Origin of the sequence: Streptomyces sp. 5-10, assembly GCF_014712245.1 — a bacterium.
Classification (GTDB): domain Bacteria; phylum Actinomycetota; class Actinomycetes; order Streptomycetales; family Streptomycetaceae; genus Streptomyces; species Streptomyces violaceusniger.
Genome location: NZ_JACVYG010000027.1, coordinates 74913 through 98578, shown reverse-complemented (window position 1 = coordinate 98578; position 23666 = coordinate 74913). Strand labels below are relative to the sequence as shown.

General features: G+C 66.0%; 14 protein-coding genes and 1 pseudogene. 4 read left to right on the top strand and 11 right to left on the bottom strand.

Annotated elements, in window-relative coordinates:
* The first annotated feature begins 232 nt into the window (after positions 1–232).
* From IEJ02_RS27140 to IEJ02_RS27130, 3 genes are all read left to right on the top strand, one after another.
* Complete coding sequence (locus tag IEJ02_RS27140) at positions 233–4498, top strand: LamG-like jellyroll fold domain-containing protein (RefSeq protein WP_191067259.1); 4266 nt, start codon at positions 233–235, stop codon at positions 4496–4498.
* Positions 4499–4693: 195 nt separating this feature from the next.
* On the top strand, positions 4694–11485 hold the full coding sequence (locus IEJ02_RS27135; protein ID WP_223864473.1) for a polymorphic toxin-type HINT domain-containing protein: 6792 nt from the start codon (positions 4694–4696) through the stop codon (positions 11483–11485).
* 63 nt (positions 11486–11548) lie between these two features.
* The gene (locus IEJ02_RS27130; RefSeq protein WP_191067257.1) at positions 11549–11902 is read left to right on the top strand and encodes a hypothetical protein; all 354 of its coding nucleotides are present in this window, start codon (positions 11549–11551) and stop codon (positions 11900–11902) included.
* 683 nt (positions 11903–12585) lie between these two features.
* On the opposite strand, the gene IEJ02_RS27125 is transcribed toward IEJ02_RS27130, so the two are convergent.
* The 5 genes and pseudogenes from IEJ02_RS27125 to IEJ02_RS27110 all read right to left on the bottom strand — a co-directional run bounded on the left by IEJ02_RS27125 (position 12586) and on the right by IEJ02_RS27110 (position 17619).
* Positions 12586–13938 carry a hypothetical protein gene (locus IEJ02_RS27125; RefSeq protein WP_191067256.1) on the bottom strand — a complete coding sequence of 451 codons (1353 nt, stop codon included), beginning with the start codon at positions 13936–13938 and terminating at the stop codon, positions 12586–12588.
* A 73-nt stretch (positions 13939–14011) separates the two neighbouring features.
* Positions 14012–14836 (bottom strand): DUF4145 domain-containing protein, encoded by an 825-nt coding sequence (locus IEJ02_RS27120; protein ID WP_191067255.1) that lies wholly within the window; start codon positions 14834–14836, stop codon positions 14012–14014.
* Positions 14833–15297 carry a PDDEXK-like endonuclease domain-containing protein gene (locus IEJ02_RS27115; RefSeq protein WP_370467145.1) on the bottom strand — a complete coding sequence of 155 codons (465 nt, stop codon included), beginning with the start codon at positions 15295–15297 and terminating at the stop codon, positions 14833–14835. Before IEJ02_RS27115 ends, IEJ02_RS27120 begins: the two co-directional genes overlap by 4 nt.
* A 422-nt stretch (positions 15298–15719) precedes the next feature.
* Positions 15720–16032 (bottom strand): annotated as a pseudogene (locus IEJ02_RS48895) (integrase); the annotation flags it as partial.
* A gap of 126 nt (positions 16033–16158) precedes the next feature.
* The gene (locus IEJ02_RS27110; protein ID WP_191067254.1) at positions 16159–17619 is read right to left on the bottom strand and encodes an amino acid permease; all 1461 of its coding nucleotides are present in this window, start codon (positions 17617–17619) and stop codon (positions 16159–16161) included.
* A gap of 376 nt (positions 17620–17995) precedes the next feature.
* Between IEJ02_RS27110 and IEJ02_RS27105 the strand changes: the two genes are divergently transcribed.
* Positions 17996–18736, top strand: coding sequence for a GntR family transcriptional regulator (locus IEJ02_RS27105; protein WP_191067253.1), 741 nt, complete (start codon positions 17996–17998; stop codon positions 18734–18736).
* A 17-nt stretch (positions 18737–18753) separates the two neighbouring features.
* Here IEJ02_RS27105 and IEJ02_RS27100 read toward each other — a convergent pair whose 3' ends face one another.
* From IEJ02_RS27100 to otnK, 6 genes are all read right to left on the bottom strand, one after another.
* Entirely contained in the window at positions 18754–19485 is a 732-nt protein-coding gene (locus tag IEJ02_RS27100) for a molybdate ABC transporter substrate-binding protein (RefSeq protein WP_191067252.1), read from the bottom strand.
* 7 nt (positions 19486–19492) lie between these two features.
* On the bottom strand, positions 19493–20302 hold the full coding sequence (locus tag IEJ02_RS27095; protein WP_191067251.1) for a hydroxypyruvate isomerase family protein: 810 nt from the start codon (positions 20300–20302) through the stop codon (positions 19493–19495).
* Positions 20299–20742 carry a RidA family protein gene (locus IEJ02_RS27090; RefSeq protein ID WP_191067250.1) on the bottom strand — a complete coding sequence of 148 codons (444 nt, stop codon included), beginning with the start codon at positions 20740–20742 and terminating at the stop codon, positions 20299–20301. The genes IEJ02_RS27095 and IEJ02_RS27090 overlap by 4 nt, the downstream gene beginning before the upstream one ends.
* 10 nt (positions 20743–20752) lie before the next feature.
* Positions 20753–21619 (bottom strand): alpha/beta fold hydrolase, encoded by an 867-nt coding sequence (locus IEJ02_RS27085; RefSeq protein WP_191067249.1) that lies wholly within the window; start codon positions 21617–21619, stop codon positions 20753–20755.
* Between the two features lie 83 nt (positions 21620–21702).
* A complete protein-coding gene (gene otnC / locus IEJ02_RS27080; RefSeq protein WP_191067248.1) occupies positions 21703–22347 on the bottom strand; it encodes a 3-oxo-tetronate 4-phosphate decarboxylase in 645 nt (214 codons plus the stop codon).
* Entirely contained in the window at positions 22344–23612 is a 1269-nt protein-coding gene (gene otnK / locus IEJ02_RS27075) for a 3-oxo-tetronate kinase (RefSeq protein WP_191067247.1), read from the bottom strand. Before otnK ends, otnC begins: the two co-directional genes overlap by 4 nt.
* Positions 23613–23666: the final 54 nt, after the last annotated feature.

The window sequence follows — 23666 nt, the reverse complement described above, 5'->3', positions numbered from 1 at the left end:
GGCGAAGAGGGCTGGTGCGTCGAGCACGTTTGAGGTGGCGGTTCCGTATCGCGCGAGGTGTGGTCTATGTCACCTAGGCTGAGCGAGGTGATTGTCCTGAATGTGGGCTCATGTCCCTTTGTGGCTGCCTGGACTGGTGTGCGAGGCGATGTCTACTCTCGCGTTCACGATTCCATCGAGAATTGTTCATAACTGAGCAAGGTCTGGGGAGGCCTTGTGGGGGGAGTCTGCTATGCCTTTGGGCATTCGGCGGTGTACGCGCGTGTCCGGGGTGGCGTTGGTTACCTCGGTCATCTTGGGAGCGCTCCCGCACGCTGGTGTACAGGGCGCCGACGTGCGCACGGCGCCGGTTGCCAAGGAGGCGCGCGGTGTGACGAGCGCGGTGAGCGAGGAGCTGGCGCGGGCGGCTGCTGAGCGTGAGGGCAAGCCGGTGGAGATCGCTTCACTGCGGGGTGAGAGCAGCGAGGTGTTCGCCACTCCTGACGGGAAGTTGGAGGCCAGAGAGTATCTGCGTCCCGTTCGAGCGCGCGTGGATGGTGAGTGGAAGGCCATCGATACCGCGCTGGTGAAGACTGGCGACGGGATGGTTGCGCCGAAGGCGACGACGGTGGACTTGAAGTTCTCCGGCGGTGGGAGTGTGCCGCTGGTGCGGATGACGAGGGCGGGGCGTGAGCTGGCGTTGTCCTGGCCGACGGACCTGCCGGCCCCACGATTACAGGGGGACACGGCCACCTATCCGGATGTCCTGCCGGGTGTGGACCTGCGGATGGGAGCTCAGGAGGACGGTTTCACACAGTTGTTGGTGGTGAAGTCGGCCGAGGCCGCGGCCAGTGAGGAATTGGCGGAGTTACGGCTGGAGCTGGACGCGGGCGGCCTGGACGTCCAGGAAACCGGCACCGGCGGGGTCGCGGCGAACGACAAGGGCGCGGGCGGCGCGGTGTTCGAAGCGCCTCAGCCAGTGATGTGGGACTCCAGCCCCGGCCCCGGCGCACAGGAGACCGTCGGCGCACGGGCAAAGGCCGCTGACGTATCCGAAGCCGACGATGGGGAAGAGCCGGCCGCGGGTGAGTCGGGGAAGCTGGCCCCGGTGGGGGTGGAGGTACCGGCGGCGCAGGATGAGCTGGTGCTGAAGCCGGATGCCGATGTGCTGAAGGGCGAGGGTACGGTGTACCCGGTCTTCATCGACCCTCAGTGGTACTCGCCGAAAGCGTCGGCGTGGACGATGGCGTCGAAGTACTGGGCGTCGTCACCGCAGTGGAAGTTCAACGGTGACTCAGACGGCGGCATGGGGTACTGCGGCTGGAATTACTGCCAGCCGCAGGACACCAAGCGCCTCTTCTACCGGATCCCGACGTCGCGGTTCGCGGGCAAGTCGGTGCTGTCGGCGGAGTTCGTGGTGCGGAACACATGGTCCGCCTCGTGTGACGCGCGAGGCGTGCAGCTGTGGCGCACCAAGGGGATCTCCTCCTCGACGACGTGGAACTCACAGAACGCGGACGGCTTTTGGATCGATCACCTGAAGACGGAGTCGTTCGCCTACGGCTACGACGGCTGTGCGGCAAAGGACGCGGAGTTCTCCGTGAGATCTGCCGTACAGGAGGCCGCGGACAAGAAGTGGTCGACGATGACGTTCGGCCTGCAGGCCTCCAGCGAGAGCGACCGGTACGGGTGGAAGCGGTTCTCGGATGACGCGTATCTGCGGGTGAAGTACAACCGTCCGCCCACACAGGTCAGGATGTCGCAGCTGACCATGGAGTACGGAGGCACCTGCAAGAAGCCGGGAGACACGGCTCGAGTACGCACCCTGGGCAAGGTCTACGCCAACAACATCACAGACCCGGACCGCGACAGTGTTGCGGTGCAGTTCCAGGCGAAGTGGGACGCGGGCGACGGCAAGGGGCTGATCGCGCGGTGGAAACCCGCGTTGACCTCGTCGAAGCGGTCGGGTTCGGACTTCGCGATCGCGTTGCCATCCTCGATTCCGGCGAACAAGACCGTCCATTGGTACGTCCGCTCCTACGACGGTGCGCAGTACTCGCCGTGGTCGTACGCGGGCGGTGCGACGGGGTGCTACTTCGTCTATGACACCTCGGTGCCGAAGGCACCCGCGGTCGCGTCGGGAGAGTATCCGGCGTCGGACCCGGAGGATCCTGAGGATCCGTGGCTGGACGGGGTGGGCCAGTACGGCACGTTCGAACTGGACTCGTCCTCCACGGATGTGACGCGGTACCGCTGGGGTTTCAACGGCGATCCGGTGTCGGCGAACCAGGTGTCCACCTCCGCCGGTGCGGCCAGGTCGGTCAAGGTGCTCCCGGCGAAGCCGGGCCTGAACTTCGTCACCGCCCAGGCCTTCGATGAGGCGGGGAACGGTTCGGAGATCCGCACCTATCAGTTCCGGGTGAAGGCCGGGCAGCCGGAGCGGGCGACGTGGCAACTGGACGAGAAGCCCGGTTCCGCTCAGGCGGAGGGTTCGACGCCGCCTCGTACGCTCGCTCTGCACGGTGGCGCCGCTACCGGGGCGGAGGGTGTTGTGGGCAAGGGGCTGTCGCTGAACGGTACGGACGGCTACGCGGCCACGGACCTGTCCGTGGTCGACGGCACCCGCGGGTTCTCGGTGTCGGCGTGGGTGAAGCTGTCGGAGGTGCCCGACCACGCGGCGATGGTGGCGTCCCAGATCGGCAACCAGACCGCCGGTTTCGAGCTGTACTACTCCGCTTCGTATGACCGGTGGGTGTTCAACACCTTCGCCGACGACGAGCCTGGCGCGACGATCGTGCGGGCGATGGCTGGCACACCGGGCGGGGTGAAGGCCGGGGTGTGGACTCATCTGGTCGGCGCGTACGACGGCGTGGACAAGAAGCTCCAGCTGTTCGTCAACGGCAAGCTGGCGGGCACGGCCTCCCACGACATCGACTGGAACGCCCGGCGGGGCTTGCGGATCGGCGCGGGCGCGTCCGGCGGGACCGCGAAGGACTTCTTTCCCGGCGCGATCGACGAGGCGCAGGTCTTCGACAAGCCCGTCGCCCAGGACGAGGTCGACAAGCTCTACGCCCACCAGACCGTCGGCGACCCCGGACGCCCGGCGGTGGCGGTCTTTCACCTCGATGAGGAAGCCGGCGCCGCCGATATCAAGGGCCACGGCGGGGTGATCCCCGCGAAGTACGTGGGCGGCGTCACCACGGGAGTGGCCGGTGTGGCGGGCAAGGCCACTCGGTTCAATGGCACGGACGGATACGCGAAGATCGGCCAGGAGCGCGCTCCGCACGTCAACACCTCGCGCAGCTTCACGGTCTCGGCCTGGGCCAAGCTGGACAAGAAGCCGGACGGCGCCGCGGTCATCACAGCCCAGGCCGGGGAATACGCCCCGGGCTTTGAGCTGTACTACTCCAAGACCTATGACCGGTGGGCGGTCAACCAGTACTCCGCCGACACTGCGGATGCGACACCGATCCGGGCCATGCAACCGGACGGGACGCAGGCGCGCGCGGGGGAGTGGGTGCATCTGGTCGGCGTGCACGACACGGTGGCCAACACCCTTACCCTGTACGTCAATGGGGCCAGGGCCGGATCGACTGAGCTGGCCGGTGCGTTCTATGCGGATCAGTCGATGTACATCGGGGCCGGCTCCTACAGCGGAGGGGTCGACAATCACTTCCCGGGCACAATCGACGATGTGCGGCTGTTCGACCGCCCCGTCTCGGCCACCGAGGCGCAGCAGCTGTTCAAGCAGCGCGCGCTGGTCAAGGGACGCTGGATGTTCCAGCAGGCGGCCGGTTCGCCACTGACCACACCGGACGCCTCAGCGTCCGGCAACGACATGACGCTCAACGGTGGCGCACAGGTCGGAGCGGGCTGGGTCGACGGTGGCCTCCTGCTCGACGGTGTCAACGACTACGCCGCGACGTCCACGGTGCCGGTGGACACGAGCGCGAGTTTCACGGTGACGGCATGGGCACAAGCCGCAGCCGTACCGAAGGACGAAGTGGCGCTGCTCAGCGCACCGGGCGCGCAGCAGAATGCCTTTGCCGTGCGGTATGTGCCCAGTACGACGCCGGACACAGATCCGGGCCGATGGCGGATCTCCATGGCGAGTGCCGACGGTAAGGACGCCATCGTCAAGCAGGTGGAGAACGGTCAGTTCTCCAGCTCGGCTGAATGGACACATCTGGCGTTGGTCTACGACGGGTTCGCCAAGCAGCTCAAGCTTTACGTGAATGGTGAGCTCGAAGAGATCGCCTGTGCGGACACCGACGGGGACGGCGTCTCGGATGAGACCTCATGCGCTGACCGGATCGCTCAGGTGGACGACGTGCTGTCGTTCAAGGGAACGCAGCCGCTGCAACTCGGCCGGGCGAAGACCGGAACCACCTGGGGCCAGTACTGGCCGGGCGCCGTCTCCGATGTGTGGGCGTTCCAGGGGACACTGACCGACGCCCAGGTCGCGCGACTCGCGATCGGCATACCCGGTATGGCCACAGACGTACCCAGCGGCGATTGATTCACCGTAGTGAGCCGGGAACTGCCCGGTTCAGTACGCCACAGCCCAGTTCAGGCAAGCGCGAGCTTTCGTTCCACCGCGGGACGCGTGCGTCCGTGGTGCACACAGTGAGGGATGAGAACAGGGATGAACGGCAGACCCAGGAAGCGGTTACGCTCGCTGCGCCCTCGCGTTGCGATGGCCTCGGCTGTGGTTATGGTCGCCACCTTGTTGCAGGGGATGACGCAGCCTGCCCTCGCCGCCGATGACGGAAAGGGCCGTCCTGACCTTCCTCGCGCCGAGAAGCCCGTCCGCGGCACGGTCGGCAAGGTCAAACCACGCACCATGACGAAGGGACCGCGAACCCCGCAGGCGGCCTCCCACGTCGCTTGGCCCAAGGCCGCCTCAGCGGTGGTGAAGCTGCCGGGAGCAGGTGCGAAGGCGTCAGCGTCGGCGATACCGGCCCAGGGTCTGCCGCTGGCACTGGATACAGATGGTAAACCGGGCGCGGCACGTGGCGAGGTCGCTGCCCGCGTACTGGACCACAAGGCCGCCGCGAAGTCCGGCGTCGACGGTCTACTCTTCTCTCTTCAACCCAAAACGGGTGAGAGGGCCACGAAGGACACCGCGTCAGGGCGGGTGCGGGCCAGAGTCGACTACTCGTCCTTCGCGCAGGCCTACGGTGGTGGCTACGCCTCCCGGCTGACGCTGGTCGAGTTGCCTGCCTGCGCCATCACGACCCCGGACCGACCCGGATGCCGCACACTTACACCCCTTGCGGCGGTCAACGACGCCGAGAAGCAGACCCTCCTCGCTCGGGACGTGGTCTTGCGGGGGGATACGCCGACGGTACTGGCGGTTGTGGCGGAGGAACAGGGTGAGAAGGGGGACTACAAAGCCACTTCGCTCTCCCCTTCAGCCGCATGGAACACCAACCTGAACACTGGGGACTTCACCTGGTCGTACGCCATGCCCGTACCGGACGTACCAGGGGACCTGACACCGACTGTGGGTTTGTCGTACTCCTCGGGCGGGATCGACGGCCGTACCACGAACACCAACAATCAGGCCTCGTGGGTCGGCGACGGCTTCGACCTCTGGCCGGGGTTCATCGAGCGCCGCTACAAGCCGTGCGCGGACGACGGAGTGAAGAACGCGGACGGGAACAAGCCCGGCGACCTGTGCTGGGCCTATGACAACGCGTACATGTCCTTCAACGGCAAGGGCGGGGAACTGGTCCCGAACGGGACGGATTCCTGGAAACTGAAGAGCGACGACGGCACGAAGATCGACCGGCTCTACGGTTCGGACACCAACGTACGCGACAACGACGCACGGAATGACGAGTACTGGCGGGTCACCACGCCGGAGGGGACCCGCTATTACTTCGGCTACAACCGGTTGCCGGGATGGGCCGACGGCAAGGAAACCACCGACTCCACCTGGACGGTTCCTGTCTTCGGGAACGGCTCCGGTGAACCGTGTCATGGGGCGACGTTCGCCGACTCCTGGTGTCAACAGGCATGGCGATGGAACCTCGACTACGTCGTCGACCCGCATGGGAACGCCATCGCCTATTACTACGACAAGGAGACCAACTCCTACGGCCGGAACCTCAAGGCCAAGGACAACACTCGCTATGTCCGCGGCGGCGAGCTGGATAGAATCGAATATGGACTGCGGTCGTCGTCGATGTACGGCACCAAAGCCTTGGCAAAGGTCGACTTCACCAGCAGCGAGCGCTGTCTGCCCGACGAACAGACGCACTGCGCGTCCATCGACAAGGACGCCTTCTATTGGTACGACACCCCCTGGGACCTGAACTGCACATCGGACGAGGACTGCGACAAGGGCCGCTTGGCCCCGGTCTTCTTCACACGTAAGCGGTTGACCAAGGTCACCACTCAGGTTCTCGAAGGCGGTGTCCCCAAGGACGTCGACTCATGGAGCCTGGCCCATCGGTGGGGCAAAGCCGACACCGACTACCAGCTGGAACTCGAGTCCATCCAGCGCACTGGACACAGCGCCGAGCCGGCCATCACTCTGCCGAAGACCACCTTCGCCTACACCCAGCTGGCAAACCGACTCGACAAGACCGGCGATGGCTACGCGCCCTTCATCAAGGACCGCCTCTCGACCGTCGCCGACGAATCCGGTGGCCAGCTCGACGTCGACTACTCCAAGGAGGCCTGCGACTGGGACACCTTGCCAACCCCGCAGACCAACACCACCCGGTGCTTCCCGCAGTACATCGGTGGCAGCACGAGCGACGACCCCGAGCGGCAGTGGTTCAACAAGTACGTGGTCACCTTCGTGACCACCACCGACCGCACGGGCGGCGCACCTGACCAGGTCACCGCCTACGACTACAAGGGCGGCGCGGCCTGGCACTTCGACGATGACGACGGGCTGACCAAGGAGAAGTTCAAGACCTGGTCGCAGTGGCGCGGCTACGGACAGGTTCGCGTGCAGACCGGTGGCCAGGGTGGCTCGAAGGCGATGAAGTCGCAGGAAGACACGTACTTCCTCCGTGGCATGGACGGTGACCGCAAGGACACCGGAGGCGGCACGAAGAGCGTGTCGGTCAGCCTGGAAGACGGCGAGGGCGACCCCATCACCGACCACGAGTCGGCCAACGGCTTCGCCTACAAGACCGTCAGCTACTCGGGACCCGACGGAAAGGTCCTGGCCAAGAAGGTCAACCGTCCCTGGCACCACGAGACCGCCAAGAAGACGCGCGACTGGGGCACGGTCACCGCCAACTTCGCCGGAACAGCGCACACCAAGACATTCACCTCCCTGGATGACGGCGCTGGCGCCAAGTGGCGAACGGTCTCGACGGCCACCAGCTACGACACCGTCGCAGGCAGGGTCACTCAGGTCGACGACTTCGGCGACACCACCACCGCCGCCGACAACACATGCACCCGCACCACCTACGCCACCAACACCGACAAGAACATCCTCACCCTCCCCTCCCGGGTCGAGACCGTCGCCAAAGCATGCGACGCCGCGGTCAGCCGACCCGATGACGTCAATACCGACACCCGAACCGCCTACGACGGCGGTGCCTACGACGCGGCTCCCACCAAGGGAGACGCCACCGGGGAAGCGGTACTGAAGACGTACAACGGATCCACGGCCGTCTACCTGGAATCCGGCTCCACCTACGACTCCTACGGCCGAGCCCTGACCAGCACCGATCTGACCGCCAATGTCACGGTCACCGCGGCAGGCACACTCACCCGGACGACCCGTGGCGACGGCCGCACCACCACCACGGCCTACACCCCCGCCATGGGCATGCCCACCAGCGTGAAAGAGACCTCGCCGCCCGCCAAGAGTGGCGACGCGAGCACCGCGCAGACAACCACCACCACCCGCGATGCGCTACGCGGTCTGCCACTGAAGCAGACCGACACCAACGAGAAGACCACCAGCTACGCGTATGACGCGCTGGGCCGCTCCACCAAGGTGTGGCTGGCGGACCGGCTCACCGGCCAGACCCCGACCTACGAGTTCACCTACCATGTCACCGAGAACCAGCCCGTTGCCGTCGGCACGAAGACACTGGGCAACAACGGCGTGCAGCGCACTTCCTACACCCTCTACGACGGCCTCCTGCGCGAGCGGCAGACACAAGCCCCCGGCCCGGACGGCGGTCGACTGCTCACGGACGTCTTCTATGACGAACGCGGCCTGAAGTCGAAGGACTTCGCCACCTACTACGCGGACGGGAAACCGGCCACCACACTCTTCAAGCCCGAAGACGCGCTGAGCGTCGAGACGCAGAACCGCTACGCCTACGACGGCATGGGCCGCCAGACCGAGGCACGGAAGATCGCCGGAAACGGCGACGGTGGCACCGTGCTGGGCACCACGAAGACGATCTACGGCGGCGACCGCACCACAGTCATCCCACCGGTCGGCGGCACCGCGACCACCACCCTCACCGACGCCCGCGGCCGCACCACCGAACTGCGGCAGCACCATCAGCGCAGCGTCAACGCCGCTTACGACACCACCGCCTACACCTACACCTCCCGGGGCGAGCTTCAGGAGGTCTCCGACCCCGCGAAGAACACCTGGCGCTACACCTACGACCTCCTCGGCCACCAGACCCAGGCAAACGACCCGGACAAAGGCACCACCAACAGCACCTACGACGACCGCGGCCAACTGACCTCCACCACCGACGCCCGCAATACCACGCTCGCCTATGTCTACGACGGCCTCGGCCGCAAGACCGAATTGCACAAGGACTCACCCAGCGGCGAGCTGAGAGCAAAATGGGCCTACGACACCGTCAGTAACGCGAAGGGATACCTGGCGGAATCCACCCGCTACGACGACGGCCGGGCCTACACCACCAAAATCGTCGCCTACGACCGCCTCTACCGCGCACTGCGCACGTCCGTCACCATCCCCGCCGAAGAGGGCGAACTCCAGGGCACCTATCTGTCCGCGACCACGTACAAAGCCTCCGGACTCGTGGAAGGAAAGGGCTACCCCAAGGCCGGATCCCACCCGGCGGCCACCCTCGTCTACACCTACGAGGACGAGACCTTGCGTCCCGTCGCCATCGACGGTGGCCAGGGAGTGAAGTCCACCACGCTCTACAGCCTGACCGGGAAGCCCAGCCAGTACGAGCTCTCCAGCAGCGGAAGCAAGAAGACCTGGGTCACCAACACCTACGAGTGGGGCACCCAGCGGCTGGCCACTGCCCGTGTGGACCGGCAGGACGTGGCAGGCGTCGACCAGTACAGCACGTACGGCTATGACGAGTCGGGCAACGTGCTGTCAGTGTCGGACGTCTCCCGCTCCGGCACGGACAACCAGTGCTTCACCTACGACTACCTGCGGCGCCTGACCGAGGCATGGACCCAGGACCAGAAAAGCTGCGCCACCGCACCGAGCGGCAGCGTCCTGGGCGGTCCAGCGGCGTACTGGAACTCCTACACCTACGACCAGATCGGCAACCGCCGCACCGAAACCCTGCACGACACCGGCGGCGGCACCACCAAGGACATCAAGCGCACCTACACATACCCCGATCCAGGTCCCAGGAGTGCACGGCCGCACGCCATGACCTCCGTCACCGCCACCGGCCCCACCGGCACCGCCAAGGACGACTTTGGGTACGACGAGACCGGCAACACCACCACCCGCACGCTCGGCGGTGACACCCAGACCCTGCGCTGGGATGCCGAAGGGCATCTTGCGAAAGTCACCGAACCGGTCGAGGGCGGCAGTGACAAGGTCACCGAATACCTCTACGACGCCGACGGCAACCGCCTGATCGCACGTACCCCCACCGAGACCACCCTCTACCTCGGCACCACCGAAATCACCCTGCCCAAGGGCTCCACCACCCCCAAGGTCACCCGCTACTTCGATCTCGGCGGCGGCCACCAGGCAGTCGAGGAAGACGACGGCACCGTGTCCTTCACGGTGGCCGACCACCACGGGACCGCCCAACTCGCCATCGATGCCACGACCCAGAAGCTCACACAGCGCCGCACTCTGCCCTTCGGCGGCGTGCGCGGCCAGCAGCCCACCACCTGGCCCGGCACCAAGGGCTTCGTAGGCGGCACCGACGACGCCAAAACCACCGGCCTCACCCACCTCGGGGCCCGCGAATACGACCCCACGACCGGCCGGTTCCTCTCCGTCGACCCGGTCATGGACCTGACCGATCCCCAGCAGATCCATGGCTACAGCTACGGCAACAACAACCCTGCGACCTACAGCGACCCCAGCGGTTTGCGCCCCGACGGCCCGGCCGGCGGAGCCGGCTACAACGACGACGCGGCCAACCGCGAGCAGGGCAGACAAGGCAGCGGATGGGTCCTGGACAACTCCGGCGGATGGACCTACCGGCACGAACAGTACTGGCCGAACCCCGGAGGATCACGCAAGAGCGCTCGCACGCTCGACTACACATGGTCCTGGAGAGCGCAGTCCAAAGGTGCCAAGAGCCGCGGGCCTTGGATCACCGTCCTGGGGGAAGACGAGAAGCCCGGGTTCTTCGAACGGCTCTTCACCTCTGCCGCCACCTTCTACGGCGAGGCCACCAATGTTGCGCCAGCGATCGACTGCGCAACTGGGGACGTGTCGCGGTGCACGGATTTCGGAAGCGGAAAGGTGCAGGCGCTCAAAGCCCTGGGGAGAGCAATCAAGGGCACGAGTAAAGAGTCTGAATGTCACAGCTTCCTGCCCGGAACAGATGTCCTCCTCGCAGACGGATCGACCAAGAATATAGAGGAGGTCAAAACCGGTGACCAGGTGACCGTCACCGACCCCGCCACGGGCCATACCACCGTACGCAAGGTCGCAGGCACCATCGTCACGGAAGACGACAAGAAGTTCGTCGATCTCTCCATCACCACTGGTGATGCTGAGAAGAGCGCGGCCCTCATCTCCACAGTCACACATCCCTTCTGGGTCGAGAGCGAGGATCGCTGGGTCGACGCCGGAGACCTGAAGCCCGGCATGACCCTCCGAACCTCGAACGGTGACACTGCAAAGATCCAGAGTGTTCGCTACTTCGAGCGCCGCCAGCGCACTCATGACCTCACCATCAGCGGCATCCACACGTACTATGTGGTGGCGGGCAAGACGCCGGTGTTGGTTCACAACAGTGGAGCGTGTGGCCCGATCAAGGGTGCGGCGGGCGAAACAAGAGCGGTCCAGGAGCTTCAGGACCGGGGTTATACGATCATGGGGACGCACGTGAAACTTGAAGCTAAAGACGGGACGATATCGTATGTCGATGTCGTTGCAACCAAGAATGGTCCCGGATTGGGTGCGCCTGAGTACTTTGAAGTGAAGAATGGCCCGTCAGCCAGACTGTCACCGCAGCAGAAGACTGTGTATGGACAGCTTGGGGATAGTGGGAATGTAGTTCTGCGGTCCGACCAGTTGAGTAGTTGGGGATTACACAGTGGGGATTCGCTTCCGCAGGCCGACGTCAACGTAATCCTTTACGGTGGGGCGAAGGCATGGTAAGAGGGGTCGAAAAGGGATATGGGTGCTCGGCTTTATTTGCCCACGAGACGAGGTGAGTAAGAGATGAGCTACGATCTGGCAGTTTGGCACGGAGATATGCCGTCCGATGATCGCGAAGCGGCTAGGGTGCATAATCGCCTGTACGATGAGTATCTCGACGGCGATGAGCTATTCCCGGTGGTAAGTGCCATTGCTGACTTCTTGGCCGCCCTTACTGAGCGTTGGCCGGATAGGGATACTGGAGACGATACGCCGTGGGCTTCAACGCCACTTTCCGGAGGGGCAAGTGGGCCATACGTTTACATAACCCTTTCGTGGAGTAGTGCAGACACGGCGTCTGCCTATGTGGCGCAGATTGCCAACAGGTCTGGCCTGGTCTGTTTTGACCCCCAGATGAAGGCGCTTCGGTCAGACTAGCTGCGGCTTTGGGCGCAAGAGGTCGCGCGTGTTCCGGTGTGGTGGTCGCACGCGTTCCCTGGCACCGGAACACGGTCGGCGAAGTGAGCCAAGACGGGGGAGTAGAACCCTCTGAACGGGCTGCGGTGCCCGTTGGGGGTCGCGGTGCGATCGCAGCCAGGCAGGCCAAGGGCGGCGACTGGTGTCGTGGTCGGCTTGGTGGGTGAGGTGGCTGTAGATGTGGGCGGTGGTGGAGAGGGTGAAATGGCGCAGGGTCTCGGAGGCGATGGCGAGGGGGACGCCTGTGGTGAGGGTGAGAGTGGCGGTGAGGTGACGCAGGCCGTGCACGGTGACGCGGGACACGCTCATGGTGTGGGGAGTACGCGGGCTGGTTCGGGTCTGGAATCTACGAGGGACGACTTCCGGTGTATCGGAGTCCGGGTCCGGTTCTGGGAGTGAGGAAGCCAGGCCCAGAACGAGGACCTACCGCATGGAGTCGTCCGCTCGGTCAAGCTGCCCGCGTCGCGGGCAGCTCCCGGCAGTGGCGTGACGGCTGAGCGGAAGATTTCCGCTCAGTCGCAGTTCTACGAGTGCTCAGGCTGACGTCTGTCGCACGCTCTATGGGGAGATCAGTAAGCTTTTCTCACCAGGCGGATGAGACCAGAACCCGTGGGGGCACAGCTCTCACCGGGCTTCCAGACGTTTCAGGAAGTCAGTACACGCATGGCGAGTACAGACCCGTCAGGATCCACCGAGACGGGGCCTCGCCACTTGGCGTCCCACTTGTCGACGGGCCAAGTGGTTCGTCGGGCATAGACCTCATGGCGGTACTGTTCCACCCGTCCTTGTTCGAGGTGGCGGAAGAGGTCCTCCGCGACTCCGGAGAACGCCTCGACGCGTGTCCTGTTCAACCGGAAGACGTGGTCTGTGCCGACGAGCTGGATACCGAGGAGCTTCTCGCGTGCGTCCTGGACACTGCCTGTGGCCGCGTGTGCGAAGCCGGCGAAGTGACGGATGCCCTGCCGCTTGGTGAGGTACTGGAGGGTTGCCTCGCTGTCTCCTGCGAAGGCGGTCAGCCCCGCGGCGGCTGTGCGGGCGAGGACGTGCCGGAACCATTCGTAGCGTTCCGGCGTGACATGAAAGCCAGGTTCGGGTTGAGGGGCTCTGTCGCCCTCAGTAGGCGGCTGGATGCCCGGGAAGGAGTTTTCCTCCTCGATTAGATGATCCAGGTTTCTGCTGTCGGAGGCCGCCGGGCGGCTTAACCAGCCGTCCCTTCCGTCGAAATGCAGGGCGTGGATAGTGAGAGGGCCCTCCATGGGCAGCTCTGTGCTGAATACCAGGCTCGGTGTCTCGTTCCATGATCCGATGTGTACCGCTTCCACGTGTGCTGAGGCGGAAGCGAGCTGATCGTGGGAGGTTGCGGCGTTGCTGTGGTTGCCCTTGGACTCGATCGGGAAGACCCGCGACGGCTCTCCGGGCTTCCACACCTCGGCGAAGAACCGCGGACGGTACCGGTAGCCCGATCGAGGCCCCTTGTCCCTGCTGGTCAGAGCCCAGCCCGCGCGTAGAGCTGTGTCGGCCGGAACGATGGAAACGAGGTGACGCGGATAGCGGCGGCTCAGGATCTGTTTGGCCAGCGCAAGCGCGAAGCCGATACCGAGTTCCCCCGACTGGAGCGCCTTGTAGTAGTCCGCCGTTTCGCGGCCTTCGGCCGAGAGCTTCATGTAGGCATCCGAGCCCCCGGTCAGAGCTTGGCTGTACTTCAGGCTTCCCCAGTGCTCGGCGAGTCCTCGACCGGCCCCTCGCCGAGCGAGGGCGATTGCCCGCCCGAGCGTGTGAAGCACATCCCAGGGGGTTAGACGGAAGGAGCCGACTTCCTGTGCAGATATCACTTGGAGCTTCGGCTTGCGCCGCGGGGCTTCGAGATTCTTCTCCTTCCTCTTCTTGTCATCCTCGGCGCCTGCTGCGTCCACGCTGCCGACGAGGGCCGTGCTTGAGTGGGTTGCGACGTTCGATGGCTGCGAAAGTTCCGTCAGTACTTCTGCTGTGGGCTTCACCTTGTTTCCCCCTTACGAATCGCACGAGCGGTACAGGTCGACGTGACAGTTCAGCGGGGTCGAGTTGCTAGGGCTAGGGGGCGGCGAGGTCGTTCAGGACCGCATTGACGACGGGCCAGCACATGTTCAGCGTGTCGCGGTCTGGGGTGTGGGCCTGGCGTATCTCGGCGCGCGGGTGGACGAAGTTGCGGTATTTCCGCAGTTCGTGGCAGAACCGTTGGACGTCGGCGCCGATCCAGCCTGCGTCATGGCAGGTCTTGATCAAGGTATCGAGGTTCACGCTGTCCGGGGAGGCCCTGCCGAGCAGGGATGTGTCGCGCTCCTGGACGACGTGGACCAGGACGCCTTCGAGGAGGCTGCCGAGCATGATGATGGCGGCCACGTGGGCGCCGTTTGCGTAGCAGGTGCGCGCTTCGTCCAAGCGGTGCTGAAGGAGAGCGGCCATTTTTCGGTCGCTGATGAGGTCGGTCATGGCTGCTTTGAGCTCGACCGGGGCCTGGCTGCCTGGGTGGGCGAGGGAGGGATCGCAGGGGACGATGCGGGGGCGGCCGCCGGGGTTTTCCAGGCGTGCGCCTTCGTGGACGAGGAAGGCGTTGACGGCAGAGATGACGGCAGGCAGCTGGTCAGGTTCGTCGAAGTATTCCCGCGGGTCGGCGAGTCGAAGCAGGACCTTTTCCAGTTCGGTGGGTTCCTCTCGGCGTTCGGCCAACCGGGCAAGGGTCCAATCCCTGCGGTACTCGCCGTCGTACTCCGGTACCTGCTGCCAGCCGGCGTGCTCCAGGAAACGGGCGATTTCGAAGCCCTTGCGGTAGTAGAGGTGATCGTCGCCGCAGATGACGCGGGCCAACTCCTCCAAGGTATTGGCGTCCAGGATGCCGAGTGGGGACTGTGGGGTCATGCCAGGCGGCCTTCCGTGTTGTCGTCGTCTGTTTCGTTGTCTTCGTTCATGTCGAGAGCAGCGACCGGATCGGTCGTGTCGGGACTGTCGGGGGACTCCGCCGGGCCCTCGGCCAGCTCCTCGTCGGAGGAGAGGTCGAGCGGCGTCCATGCGCTGGCGGGGGTGGTGGCCGAGCGGGGCCTGCCATCGGCGGCGCTGAACGTGGCCGGGTGGATATCCAGCCGGTTCAGCTCTTCCCACAGGCCGGCCAGGGCTTCGTCAGGATCGAAGCGAAACTCGCTCTCGCGGATCCGCCAGAACGTCCATCCCACCCTTTGAAGCTCACGATCACGCCGCTGGTCATGCTGTATCTGCTCGGGTGTTGAGTGGTACCGCTCGCCATCGCATTCCACGGCCAAGCGCCCGCGCGCCCCTACGACGACGAGGTCAATGCGTTTGCTTCCCGCCGTGTACTGGGGGATGACGTGATACCCGCGAGCCTTCAGACGCAGGTAGACGTGCTGTTCGAAGAGTGAAGGAGGGCACGGTCGGCCCAGTCGAGACGTGGCTTCGGGTTGCCACGGCGCAGCACAGCAACCTCATGACGCAGAACGAGCAACTCGACGTCCTTGGACGCGGAGGAACGCCCGAGTAAAACAAACCAGCTGAGCAGCCGAGTGATGACCAGGTAGAGCAGGCGTAAGGACACGAAGGATGATTTTGCCTGGCCTGTGATGCTTCATCGATTCTTGCTGGTCACGGGGCAGGGCCGAGTTCTGGAACCCCACAGGTCCAGCAGATGCGCCCAGATCTGCTGGACCGCCCCCTCCGGCGTCTTGCTGGCCGGTACCACTTTCCTCCCGCGCTGATGGGTCCTGACCCCTGCGAGCACGGACTCGATCTAAGAGGTTGGGTGCGCGGTGGCGCCCAGGACCCGGATCCGTCGGCCGGCGTGCTCGATGACGGCAAGCACGTACATCCGAGCCCCCGGACAGGGTGACCGTTTCGAAGAAGTCACAGGCCAGCAGGGCGTCGGCCTGGGAGCGCAGGACCCGAGGCCGTCCCGAACGCTTGGGCCGGGAGGCGGCAGCATGGCGGCGGGCGAGAAGGTCGCGGTGCCAGCGGAGCACCGTGTCCGGACGCACTAGCAGCCGCACTCCGCGGAGCACATCCAGTGGTGGCCGCACTTGGCACGTATGCCGCCGGGCGTTGCTCACCGGCCAGCTGCGTCGGCGCGTCAAGCGCGGTCGACGGGCCACCTGAGTCTTTGCCCATGGGGAAGTCGCGACCCGGTGCCGTGCCGGTAGGCGCCCAAAGCGAGCAACACACGGAGCGACTTGTCCTCACCGCCCCCGCGCGACCCGCTGACGGGCGACGTAGATGATGGTGAGGAGGGCGAACCAGACAGCACCGGTGTACAGACCCACTCGTGTGTCGCCCTCGAATGCCAGACTCACCAGGACGATGACCACCATCGCGACCACGAAGATGTTCGTCCAGGGAGCGCCGGGCAGCCGGAACACCGGCAGGGGTGCGCCCTCCAGCACCAGCCGACGGCGGAACCGCATATGGGAAATGGCGATCATGCTCCACGTCCACAGCCCGGAGGTGCTGACGACGCTGGTCAGCGTGATGAAGGCATCGGCGGGCGCAAGGTAGTTGAAGAGCACCCCGACGCCGACGGCGAGCGTGGTGACCGTCAGCGCCCGCCCCGGCACCCGGCGCCGTGTCGTGTGGTGGAGCGCTCGCGGCGCCGAACCCGCGGATGCCAGGCCGTAAAGCAGCCGACTGGCCGAGAACATATTCGCGTTACATGAGGAAAGTGCCGAGGTCAGGACGACGAAGTTCATGATTCCCGCGGCGCCGGCCAGCCCCGCTTTCGAGAACACCGAAACGAACGGGCTCACGTCAGCGGTGTACCGCGTCCACGGCTGGACGACCATGAGGATGAACAGCGCGCCGATGTAGAAGACGATGATGCGCCAGATGACGTTGCCCACCGCTTTGGGGATCGTCCGCTCCGGGTGTGCCGCCTCGCCCGCGGTGATGCCGAGCATCTCCACCCCGATGAACGCGAAGACGGCGATCTGCAGGGTGAGGAAGAAGCCGTGCCCGCCGTTCGGGAAGAAGCCGCCGAATGTCCAGAGGTTGCTCAGGCTCGCACCGTGGCCGAGCGCGGTCACACCGGTGACGATGATGACGGCCCCGAAAAGGATCAGCCCGACGATGGCGATGATCTTGATCAGCGCGAACCAGAACTCGGATTCCCCGAACATCCGGACCGAGACCCAGTGCACGCCGAACAGCAGGACCAGGCCGATGAGCGCGGGCACCCACTGCGGAAGGTCCGGATACCAGTAGTGCATGTAGACACCGCTCGCCGTGAGCTCGGCCATCGGGCCCACGATGCACTGCAGCCAGTACGTCCAGCCGGTGACGAACCCGGCGAAGGGGCTGACATGGATACGGGCGTACTCGCTGAACGATCCGGCGTGCGGCGAATGGACGGCCATCTCCCCCAGGCCGCGCATGAGGCAGTACACGGCCGCCCCCGCGAGGGCGTAGGCGATGAGCAGCGCCGGACCGGCGATATGGATGCCCCGCCCGGAGCCGAGGAACAGCCCCACGCCGATGGCCATGCCGATGGACATCATCTGCATGTGCCGCGGACTGAGTCCTCGCCCCAGCCCGGCATCGGCCTCCGGCCCGGTCGGCGTATGGCGGGTGGCCGATGCGGCCGCCGCCCCGGCCGTGTTCACGGCCGGTCGCGAGCGTGACAGATCGTTGTCGGGTGCACTGGGCATCTATGGTTCCGCCTCTCGGATGGATACCTAACGTATACTTGGCGTATCGGTGGCACGCCAGGCTTCTCACACGGGTGTAATGACGTGAAACGGGGCCGTTACCGAGGTAGCGGGCCCAGGGGATGCCGCGCCCACCCCCGTGCGCGGAGGTGGACGCCGGTTACCATCGGTGGCGTTCGGACAGCCGAGGGGTGCGTAACGGCGTGCCCTTCCGGGCCGGCGCCGTGGGCCACAGCAGAACGTCCGGATGATGCTTCACCCGTCGTTCCCGTTCGCAGGAGAGTGATGAATGCCGGAGAGCCGGAAAGCGGCGGCTGCCATGTCGAAGACCGGACCGACTGAGCCCAGTGTCCCGGCAGCGGAGACGAACGCCGAAATGAGCGGGTCCCCGGCCTCTCCGAAAAAGGTCTCCCAGACCGGGGCCGCCGTGGAGAAGATCCGCTCCCGCATCATCGACCTGACGATCCCGCCGGGTAGCCGGATCGACGAGCCGCTGCTGCTCAAGGAGTTCCAGCTGGGCCGGACCCCGGCGCGGGAGGCCATCAACCAGCTGGCCGCGGAGGGCTTTGTGAAGATCTTGCCCAACCGGGGTGGCACATTCGTCCGCAAGCTCGATCTGGCGGAGATCGGCGAGATCGTGGTGGCTCACCAACTGGTGGAGAACAACCTCGCCCAGTTGTGCAGGCTCGACGACGAGACGCTCGCCGACGACCTGGAACGCATTCAGTCGGTGTACCGCGTGGAGGTCGACAATCGGAGATACCTCAACATCACCGCGTTGAACGAGCAGTTCCACATGCGCATGAACCAGTCGATCGGCAATAGCTTCTTCCATGACTTCGCCCAATCGACCCACCGCCATGTGCGTCGGCTGCTCGTCTATCTCTACACACTCGAGTCGGCATTGCCCGAGCAGCAGGACGAGCAGTTCGAGCTCAATGTGCGGCAGCATGACCGCATCATCGAAGCGGTGCGGGACAAGGACCGCGAGAAGCTCACCGAGGTGCTGCCGGAGCACGCGGGCGCCACGCAGGACCGGCTGGTACGGCTGTTGCAGAGCAACACGGTCACCCCGTTCCCCGTCAAGCTGCGCCCTCTCGTCCTGCCGGAGGACTGAGCCACCCGGCTCACGGCTCAGCTCGCTCGGGTCCCGTTGCCGGTCGTGGCCTTGAGGCCGAATGCCCCATAGGCCGAACGCGCCTGCTCGGAGGCGAGGAAGCGCACCAGCTCCAGCGCGGGGAGCAGGCCCGCCGCGGCCGTGGACGGTACGGCGCTGAACTCGGTGTCGTGGTCGGCACCGGCCGGGAAGGGGCCGACCACGTCGACGCCGCGGACCGCCATCAGCTCGCTCACCTGCTGGATCGCGAGGTCTGCTCTGCCGTCCAGCACGGCGTCCGCGGTAAAACCCTTCTCCACGACCGTGGCGCGTGCGTTCACCTCATCGGCCACCCCGAGTTCGTCCAGCAACCGAGCGAAGTAGATGCCGCTGGCCCCGGTTCTCGAATAGGCGACCGACCGCGCGTCGCGCAGCGTACGCACCAGCTCATCGACGGTCGCGATCCGCGGGTGCGGTGTTCGCGCACGGACCGCGAGGCCGACTCCGGTGCTGGCGAGCGGTAGTCGCGCCGCGCCGTCGACGACGCCCTGCGCGGCCAGTTGCCCGATGTCGTCCGTGACGGCGATCAGGACGTCGGGGTGCTCCCCCAAGGCCATCCGTTTCCTCAGTACGGACGTCGGATCGAAGACAGCCCTGACGGCTGTTCCCGTCGCCTCGGTGAACTCTTCGAGCAGCCGGTGTTCCAGGGCGCTCCGCACCGCCAGGGTACTGAAGAGTGTGACATGCCCATGATCTTGCGTCCTACGCATGACTGCTTCACCCGTTCCCTTCCGGGGCGTACCTCGTCAGCCATTCGAGCCCATCGGCGGTGGCGTTCGCGGGGCGATACTCACAGCCGATCCAGCCCGGGTATCCACGTGCCCTCAGCCGGTCGAACACGAAGTCCCAGGCGATCTCCCCAGTGCCCGGTTCTGCCCGGCCGGGCACGTCCGCCACCTGAATGTGAGCGATGGACGGCAGGTGTTCCTCCAGGCGGGTGCTCAGGTCGCCCTGGCTCATCTGGCAGTGGTAGATGTCGAAGAGCATGCCAACCCGGGCACTGCCGACAGCCGCCACGACGCCCGCGGCCTGTTCCTGGGTCTGGAGGAAATAGCCCGGAATGTCCCGAGCGTTGACCGCCTCGATGACCAGCCGGACGCCCGCGCTGGAGGCGAGCTGTCCTGCCCACGCCACGTTCGCGACATACCGGGAGAAGGCCGTGTCGCGCGGGACACCCGCGGGCCGTACACCGGCCCGCAGGTGGACAAGCGGACACTCCAGCTCGACGGCATAGTCGAGCGCCCGTATGACGCCGTCACGGAATTCCCCGACGCGGTCCGGCATGCATGCCGTTCCCGCGGCCGTGGGCGTCCCCGGAGGCCCCACCGGACTGTTGATCAGCACCTGGCGCAGCCCCGCGTCCTTCAGCCGCCGACGTAGCTCCACCGGTGAACGACCGTAGGGCGAGGCGTACTCGACGGCGGAGAACCCAGCCTCGGCCGCGGCGTCGAAGCGCTCCTCGAACGGCACTTCACCGAAGAGCCAGCCCAGATTCGCGCTGAAGCGCAGCCCGTGGTCCGTCGTCATGACGGGGCGCCGAGCGCGGCGACAACCTCGATCTCGACGCAGGCGCCGTGCGGGAGTTGCGCTACGCCGATGGCGCTTCGTGCGTGCCGGCCGGAGTCGCCGAGGGTCTCGATCAAGACCTCGGACGCTGCGTCGATCACCTTCCCCTGAGCGGTGAAATCCGGGGCCGAGGCGACGAATCCGGTGATCTTGAGGATCCGCAGGACCCGGCCCCCCTCTCCGCCGAGTTCGCTGTCCAGAGTGTTGAGGCACGCCTGTGCGCACAGCCGCGCGGCGGCCCTGGCGGATTCCAGGTCGACGTCCGCGCCGACCTTCCCGTGGTAGGCGATCCGGCCGTCCTTCCGGGGAAGCTGGCCGCTGACGTACGCGACGCCCTGGTGCACCACCACGGGAGTCACGTAGCCGCTCGGGGCGGAAGCCTTCTCGTTCGGTGTCGCCATCTTCCGCTCCCTAAGCCTTGAGACCGTTGACGAAGTCGGAGATCTCCCGCGCGAGTGCCTCGGGTTCCTCCTCGGGAATGTAGTGACCGCTGCCGGCGATGACTCCGCCGCGCACGTCGCTGCCCAGCGGCCGCATGCTCTCGTAGAGGTCGGGGGCGGAACCGACCTCGCCACCGAGGGCGAGGATCGGGACGCCGATCTTCCGCCGCATCAGGGGGGTGTTCTGCTCGATGTCCTCCAGGACCGCTCGGTAGTAGCCGAGCATGCCCCGCAGTCCACCAGGGGCCTGGTACACACGCTCGTACTCGTCGATGTCGGCCTTGCTGAAAGTGGACCTCCAGTTGGCGGTCTTCCTGCTGAAGAACCATTCGATGAGGATGCGCTCGCGGCCCTGGAGCAGTGCCTCGGGCAGGTCGGGGATCGGGTTGAACAGGAAGTGCCAGTTACGCCAGTTGTCCGGGCCGAGCGTGATCGTCGGCCGCAGTGTGACACCCGGGATGTTGCCGTCGAGGAGCACCACTCCGCGCAGGTCGGCGGCGAACTGATGGGCATAGGCGTACCCCACCCAGGCGCCGACGTCGTGCCCGACCAGCACGTACCAGTCCTCACCGAGGACCTTCAGCAGCGAGCGCAGCCGCTTGCCGGTCGTCAGGGTGTCGTAGCCGTCCACGGGCTTGTCGGAGTCGCCTTGTCCAGGGAGGTCGACGGCGATCATATGGAAGCGGTCCGCGAGCAGCGGCATCAGGCGACGCCACGCGTAGCAGCTCTGCGGGAAACCCGCGACCAGGACGATCGTGGGTCCTTCACCGGCTTCTACGATGTGGAACCGGAGGTCGTCCGCCCACACCATGCGGTGCTTGAGTTCGATGTCACTCATTGCTGTCCTCTCGGAAGCGGTTGTCGGGTTCGGTGACCGGCCATGCGCCGCGGGGCCGGGAAGTCGCCCACGAGGCGGTAGGCTCAGCGACCACCGTCGAGTTGTGAGACCTCTTGGTCGCTGAGCGGGCGAGTGGGTATCCCACGCAGCAGCAGGAAGAGTTTCGCCGTCTCCTCCAGCTCTTCGATCGCCGCCGCCGCGGAGTCCAGAGTCGTATCGCTGACGATCGGCCCATGGTTGGCGAGCAGGATCGCGTGGTAACGGGCGGCGAGGCCGTACATCGCGGTGGCGAGCGCCGGGTCGCCGGGGCGGTGGTAGGGAACGAGGGGCAGTCGGCCGACCCTCATGGCGAAGTAGGCGGTGAGCGGCGGAACGCACTCAGCCGGATCGAGCCCGTCCATGCAGGACACCGCCACCGCGTAGGTCGAGTGCAGGTGAACGACGCCACCGGCGTCCCGTCGCTGCCTGTACAGCACCAGGTGCAGGAGGCTTTCCTTGGTCGGACGGTCCCCACCGACGTGGCGCCCGTTCTCGTCCAGCTTCGACAGCCGATCCGGGTCAAGGGTGCCCAGACTCGCGTTGGTGGGCGTCATCAGCCATCCGTCGGACACGCGCACGCTGAGGTTGCCGCTGGTTCCGGTGGTCAGCCCGCGGGCGAACAGGGAGGCGCCCAGAGCGGCGAGCCGTTCCCGCGGCCGGGCTTCGTGGCCGTTCGTGATCAGGTTCATGGCAGCCGCTCCCAGGCGTCGAGGAAGAAATCGCGCGAGCCGAAATTCCCCGACTTCAGCGCGAGTGCGAGTGGCCGGGGGGTGCCGAGCGCCCACGTCCACGGGACTCCTGGACTGATCTCCGGCCCGATGACCAGCCCCGTAACACCCAGTGCCCCTACGACCGCGCCGGATGTCTCCCCACCGGCGACGATCAACCGGCCGACCCCCATGTCGACGAGGCCGCGGGCGATCGAGGCGAGGGTGTCCTCGACCCGTGAGGCGGTGTCGTCGGGAAGCGATGACTTCGCCGCTGTGACATTCCGAGCCGGTTGCGTCGCGTGCAGCAGGACCGGCCCGTGCGCCAGAAGCGGGCGCGCCCAGCGCAGTGCCGCCGTGACGACGTCCTCGTCTCGGACGATCGCGAAGGGGTCGACGGGGAAGGTCGGGTACACCGCTCGCACCGCTTCGACCTGGGCGTTCGTCGCCGCTGAGCAACTGCCCGCGATGACGGCTCGCGCCCCGCCGGATGGCTGGGGGGCCTCCGGGGCACTGTCGGTGAGGTCATCCGGGTGCGCACGGAGAGATGCGGCGAGTCCGATCGCCAGCCCCGAACTCGCCGTGACCAGCGGCAGATCGGCGCACGCACGGCCGATGGTGAGGAGGTCCTGGTCGTCGGTCGCGTCGACGACAGCGAACCGGATTCCCGCCGAGCGCAACGCGTCGAACTCGGCGTGGATCCGCTCCGGCCCCTGAACCACGGTTCCGCGGTCGACCAGACCGACTCGCGAGGGAGTCTGCCGCCGCATGAGCCGCACCACGTTCGCGTCATCCATCGGCGTCAGGGGGTGCTGACGCATGGAAGTCTCGTCCAACGGCACGTCGTCCACGAAGAGCCTGCCGTCGCGGACGGTACGGCCGTTGGCCGGCAGCGCCGGGCATACGACGGTGAAATCCATGCCGAGGGCGTCCATCAGAGCGTCCGCGACCGGGCCGATGTTGCCCGCCGGGGTGGAATCGAAAGTCGAGCAGTACTTGAAGTAGAAGCGATCGCAGCCGATCTCCCGCAGCCACCGCAGCGCGGTAAGGGACTGCTCGACCGCGTCGGCAACCGGCGCCGTGCGGGTCTTCAACGCGACGACGACCGCCTCCGCGCCCGACCGCGCGATGTCCTCCCAGGTGTCGGGGACGCCAATGACCTGCACAGTGCGAATCCCCTGCGCCACCAGTACCGAGGCGAGATCGGTACCGCCCGTGAAGTCATCGGCGATGCATCCGAGCAACATGCCCGCACCCCTTTCCGATCGCGTCGGCCGACGGGCTCACTCGGGGACAGCGGC

What these genes read in the sequence shown, in the direction of transcription:
- otnK (WP_191067247.1), bottom strand. Translation starts at nt 23,612, where the DNA reads ATGTTGCTCGGATGCATCGCCGATGACTTCACGGGCGGTACCGATCTC.
- IEJ02_RS27110 (WP_191067254.1), bottom strand. Translation starts at nt 17,619, where the DNA reads ATGCCCAGTGCACCCGACAACGATCTGTCACGCTCGCGACCGGCCGTG.
- IEJ02_RS27100 (WP_191067252.1), bottom strand. Translation starts at nt 19,485, where the DNA reads ATGCGTAGGACGCAAGATCATGGGCATGTCACACTCTTCAGTACCCTG.
- otnC (WP_191067248.1), bottom strand. Translation starts at nt 22,347, where the DNA reads ATGAACCTGATCACGAACGGCCACGAAGCCCGGCCGCGGGAACGGCTC.
- IEJ02_RS27140 (WP_191067259.1), top strand. Translation starts at nt 233, where the DNA reads ATGCCTTTGGGCATTCGGCGGTGTACGCGCGTGTCCGGGGTGGCGTTG.
- IEJ02_RS27130 (WP_191067257.1), top strand. Translation starts at nt 11,549, where the DNA reads ATGAGCTACGATCTGGCAGTTTGGCACGGAGATATGCCGTCCGATGAT.
- IEJ02_RS27135 (WP_223864473.1), top strand. Translation starts at nt 4,694, where the DNA reads ATGGTCGCCACCTTGTTGCAGGGGATGACGCAGCCTGCCCTCGCCGCC.
- IEJ02_RS27120 (WP_191067255.1), bottom strand. Translation starts at nt 14,836, where the DNA reads ATGACCCCACAGTCCCCACTCGGCATCCTGGACGCCAATACCTTGGAG.
- IEJ02_RS27090 (WP_191067250.1), bottom strand. Translation starts at nt 20,742, where the DNA reads ATGGCGACACCGAACGAGAAGGCTTCCGCCCCGAGCGGCTACGTGACT.
- IEJ02_RS27085 (WP_191067249.1), bottom strand. Translation starts at nt 21,619, where the DNA reads ATGAGTGACATCGAACTCAAGCACCGCATGGTGTGGGCGGACGACCTC.
- IEJ02_RS27105 (WP_191067253.1), top strand. Translation starts at nt 17,996, where the DNA reads ATGAGCGGGTCCCCGGCCTCTCCGAAAAAGGTCTCCCAGACCGGGGCC.
- IEJ02_RS27095 (WP_191067251.1), bottom strand. Translation starts at nt 20,302, where the DNA reads ATGACGACGGACCACGGGCTGCGCTTCAGCGCGAATCTGGGCTGGCTC.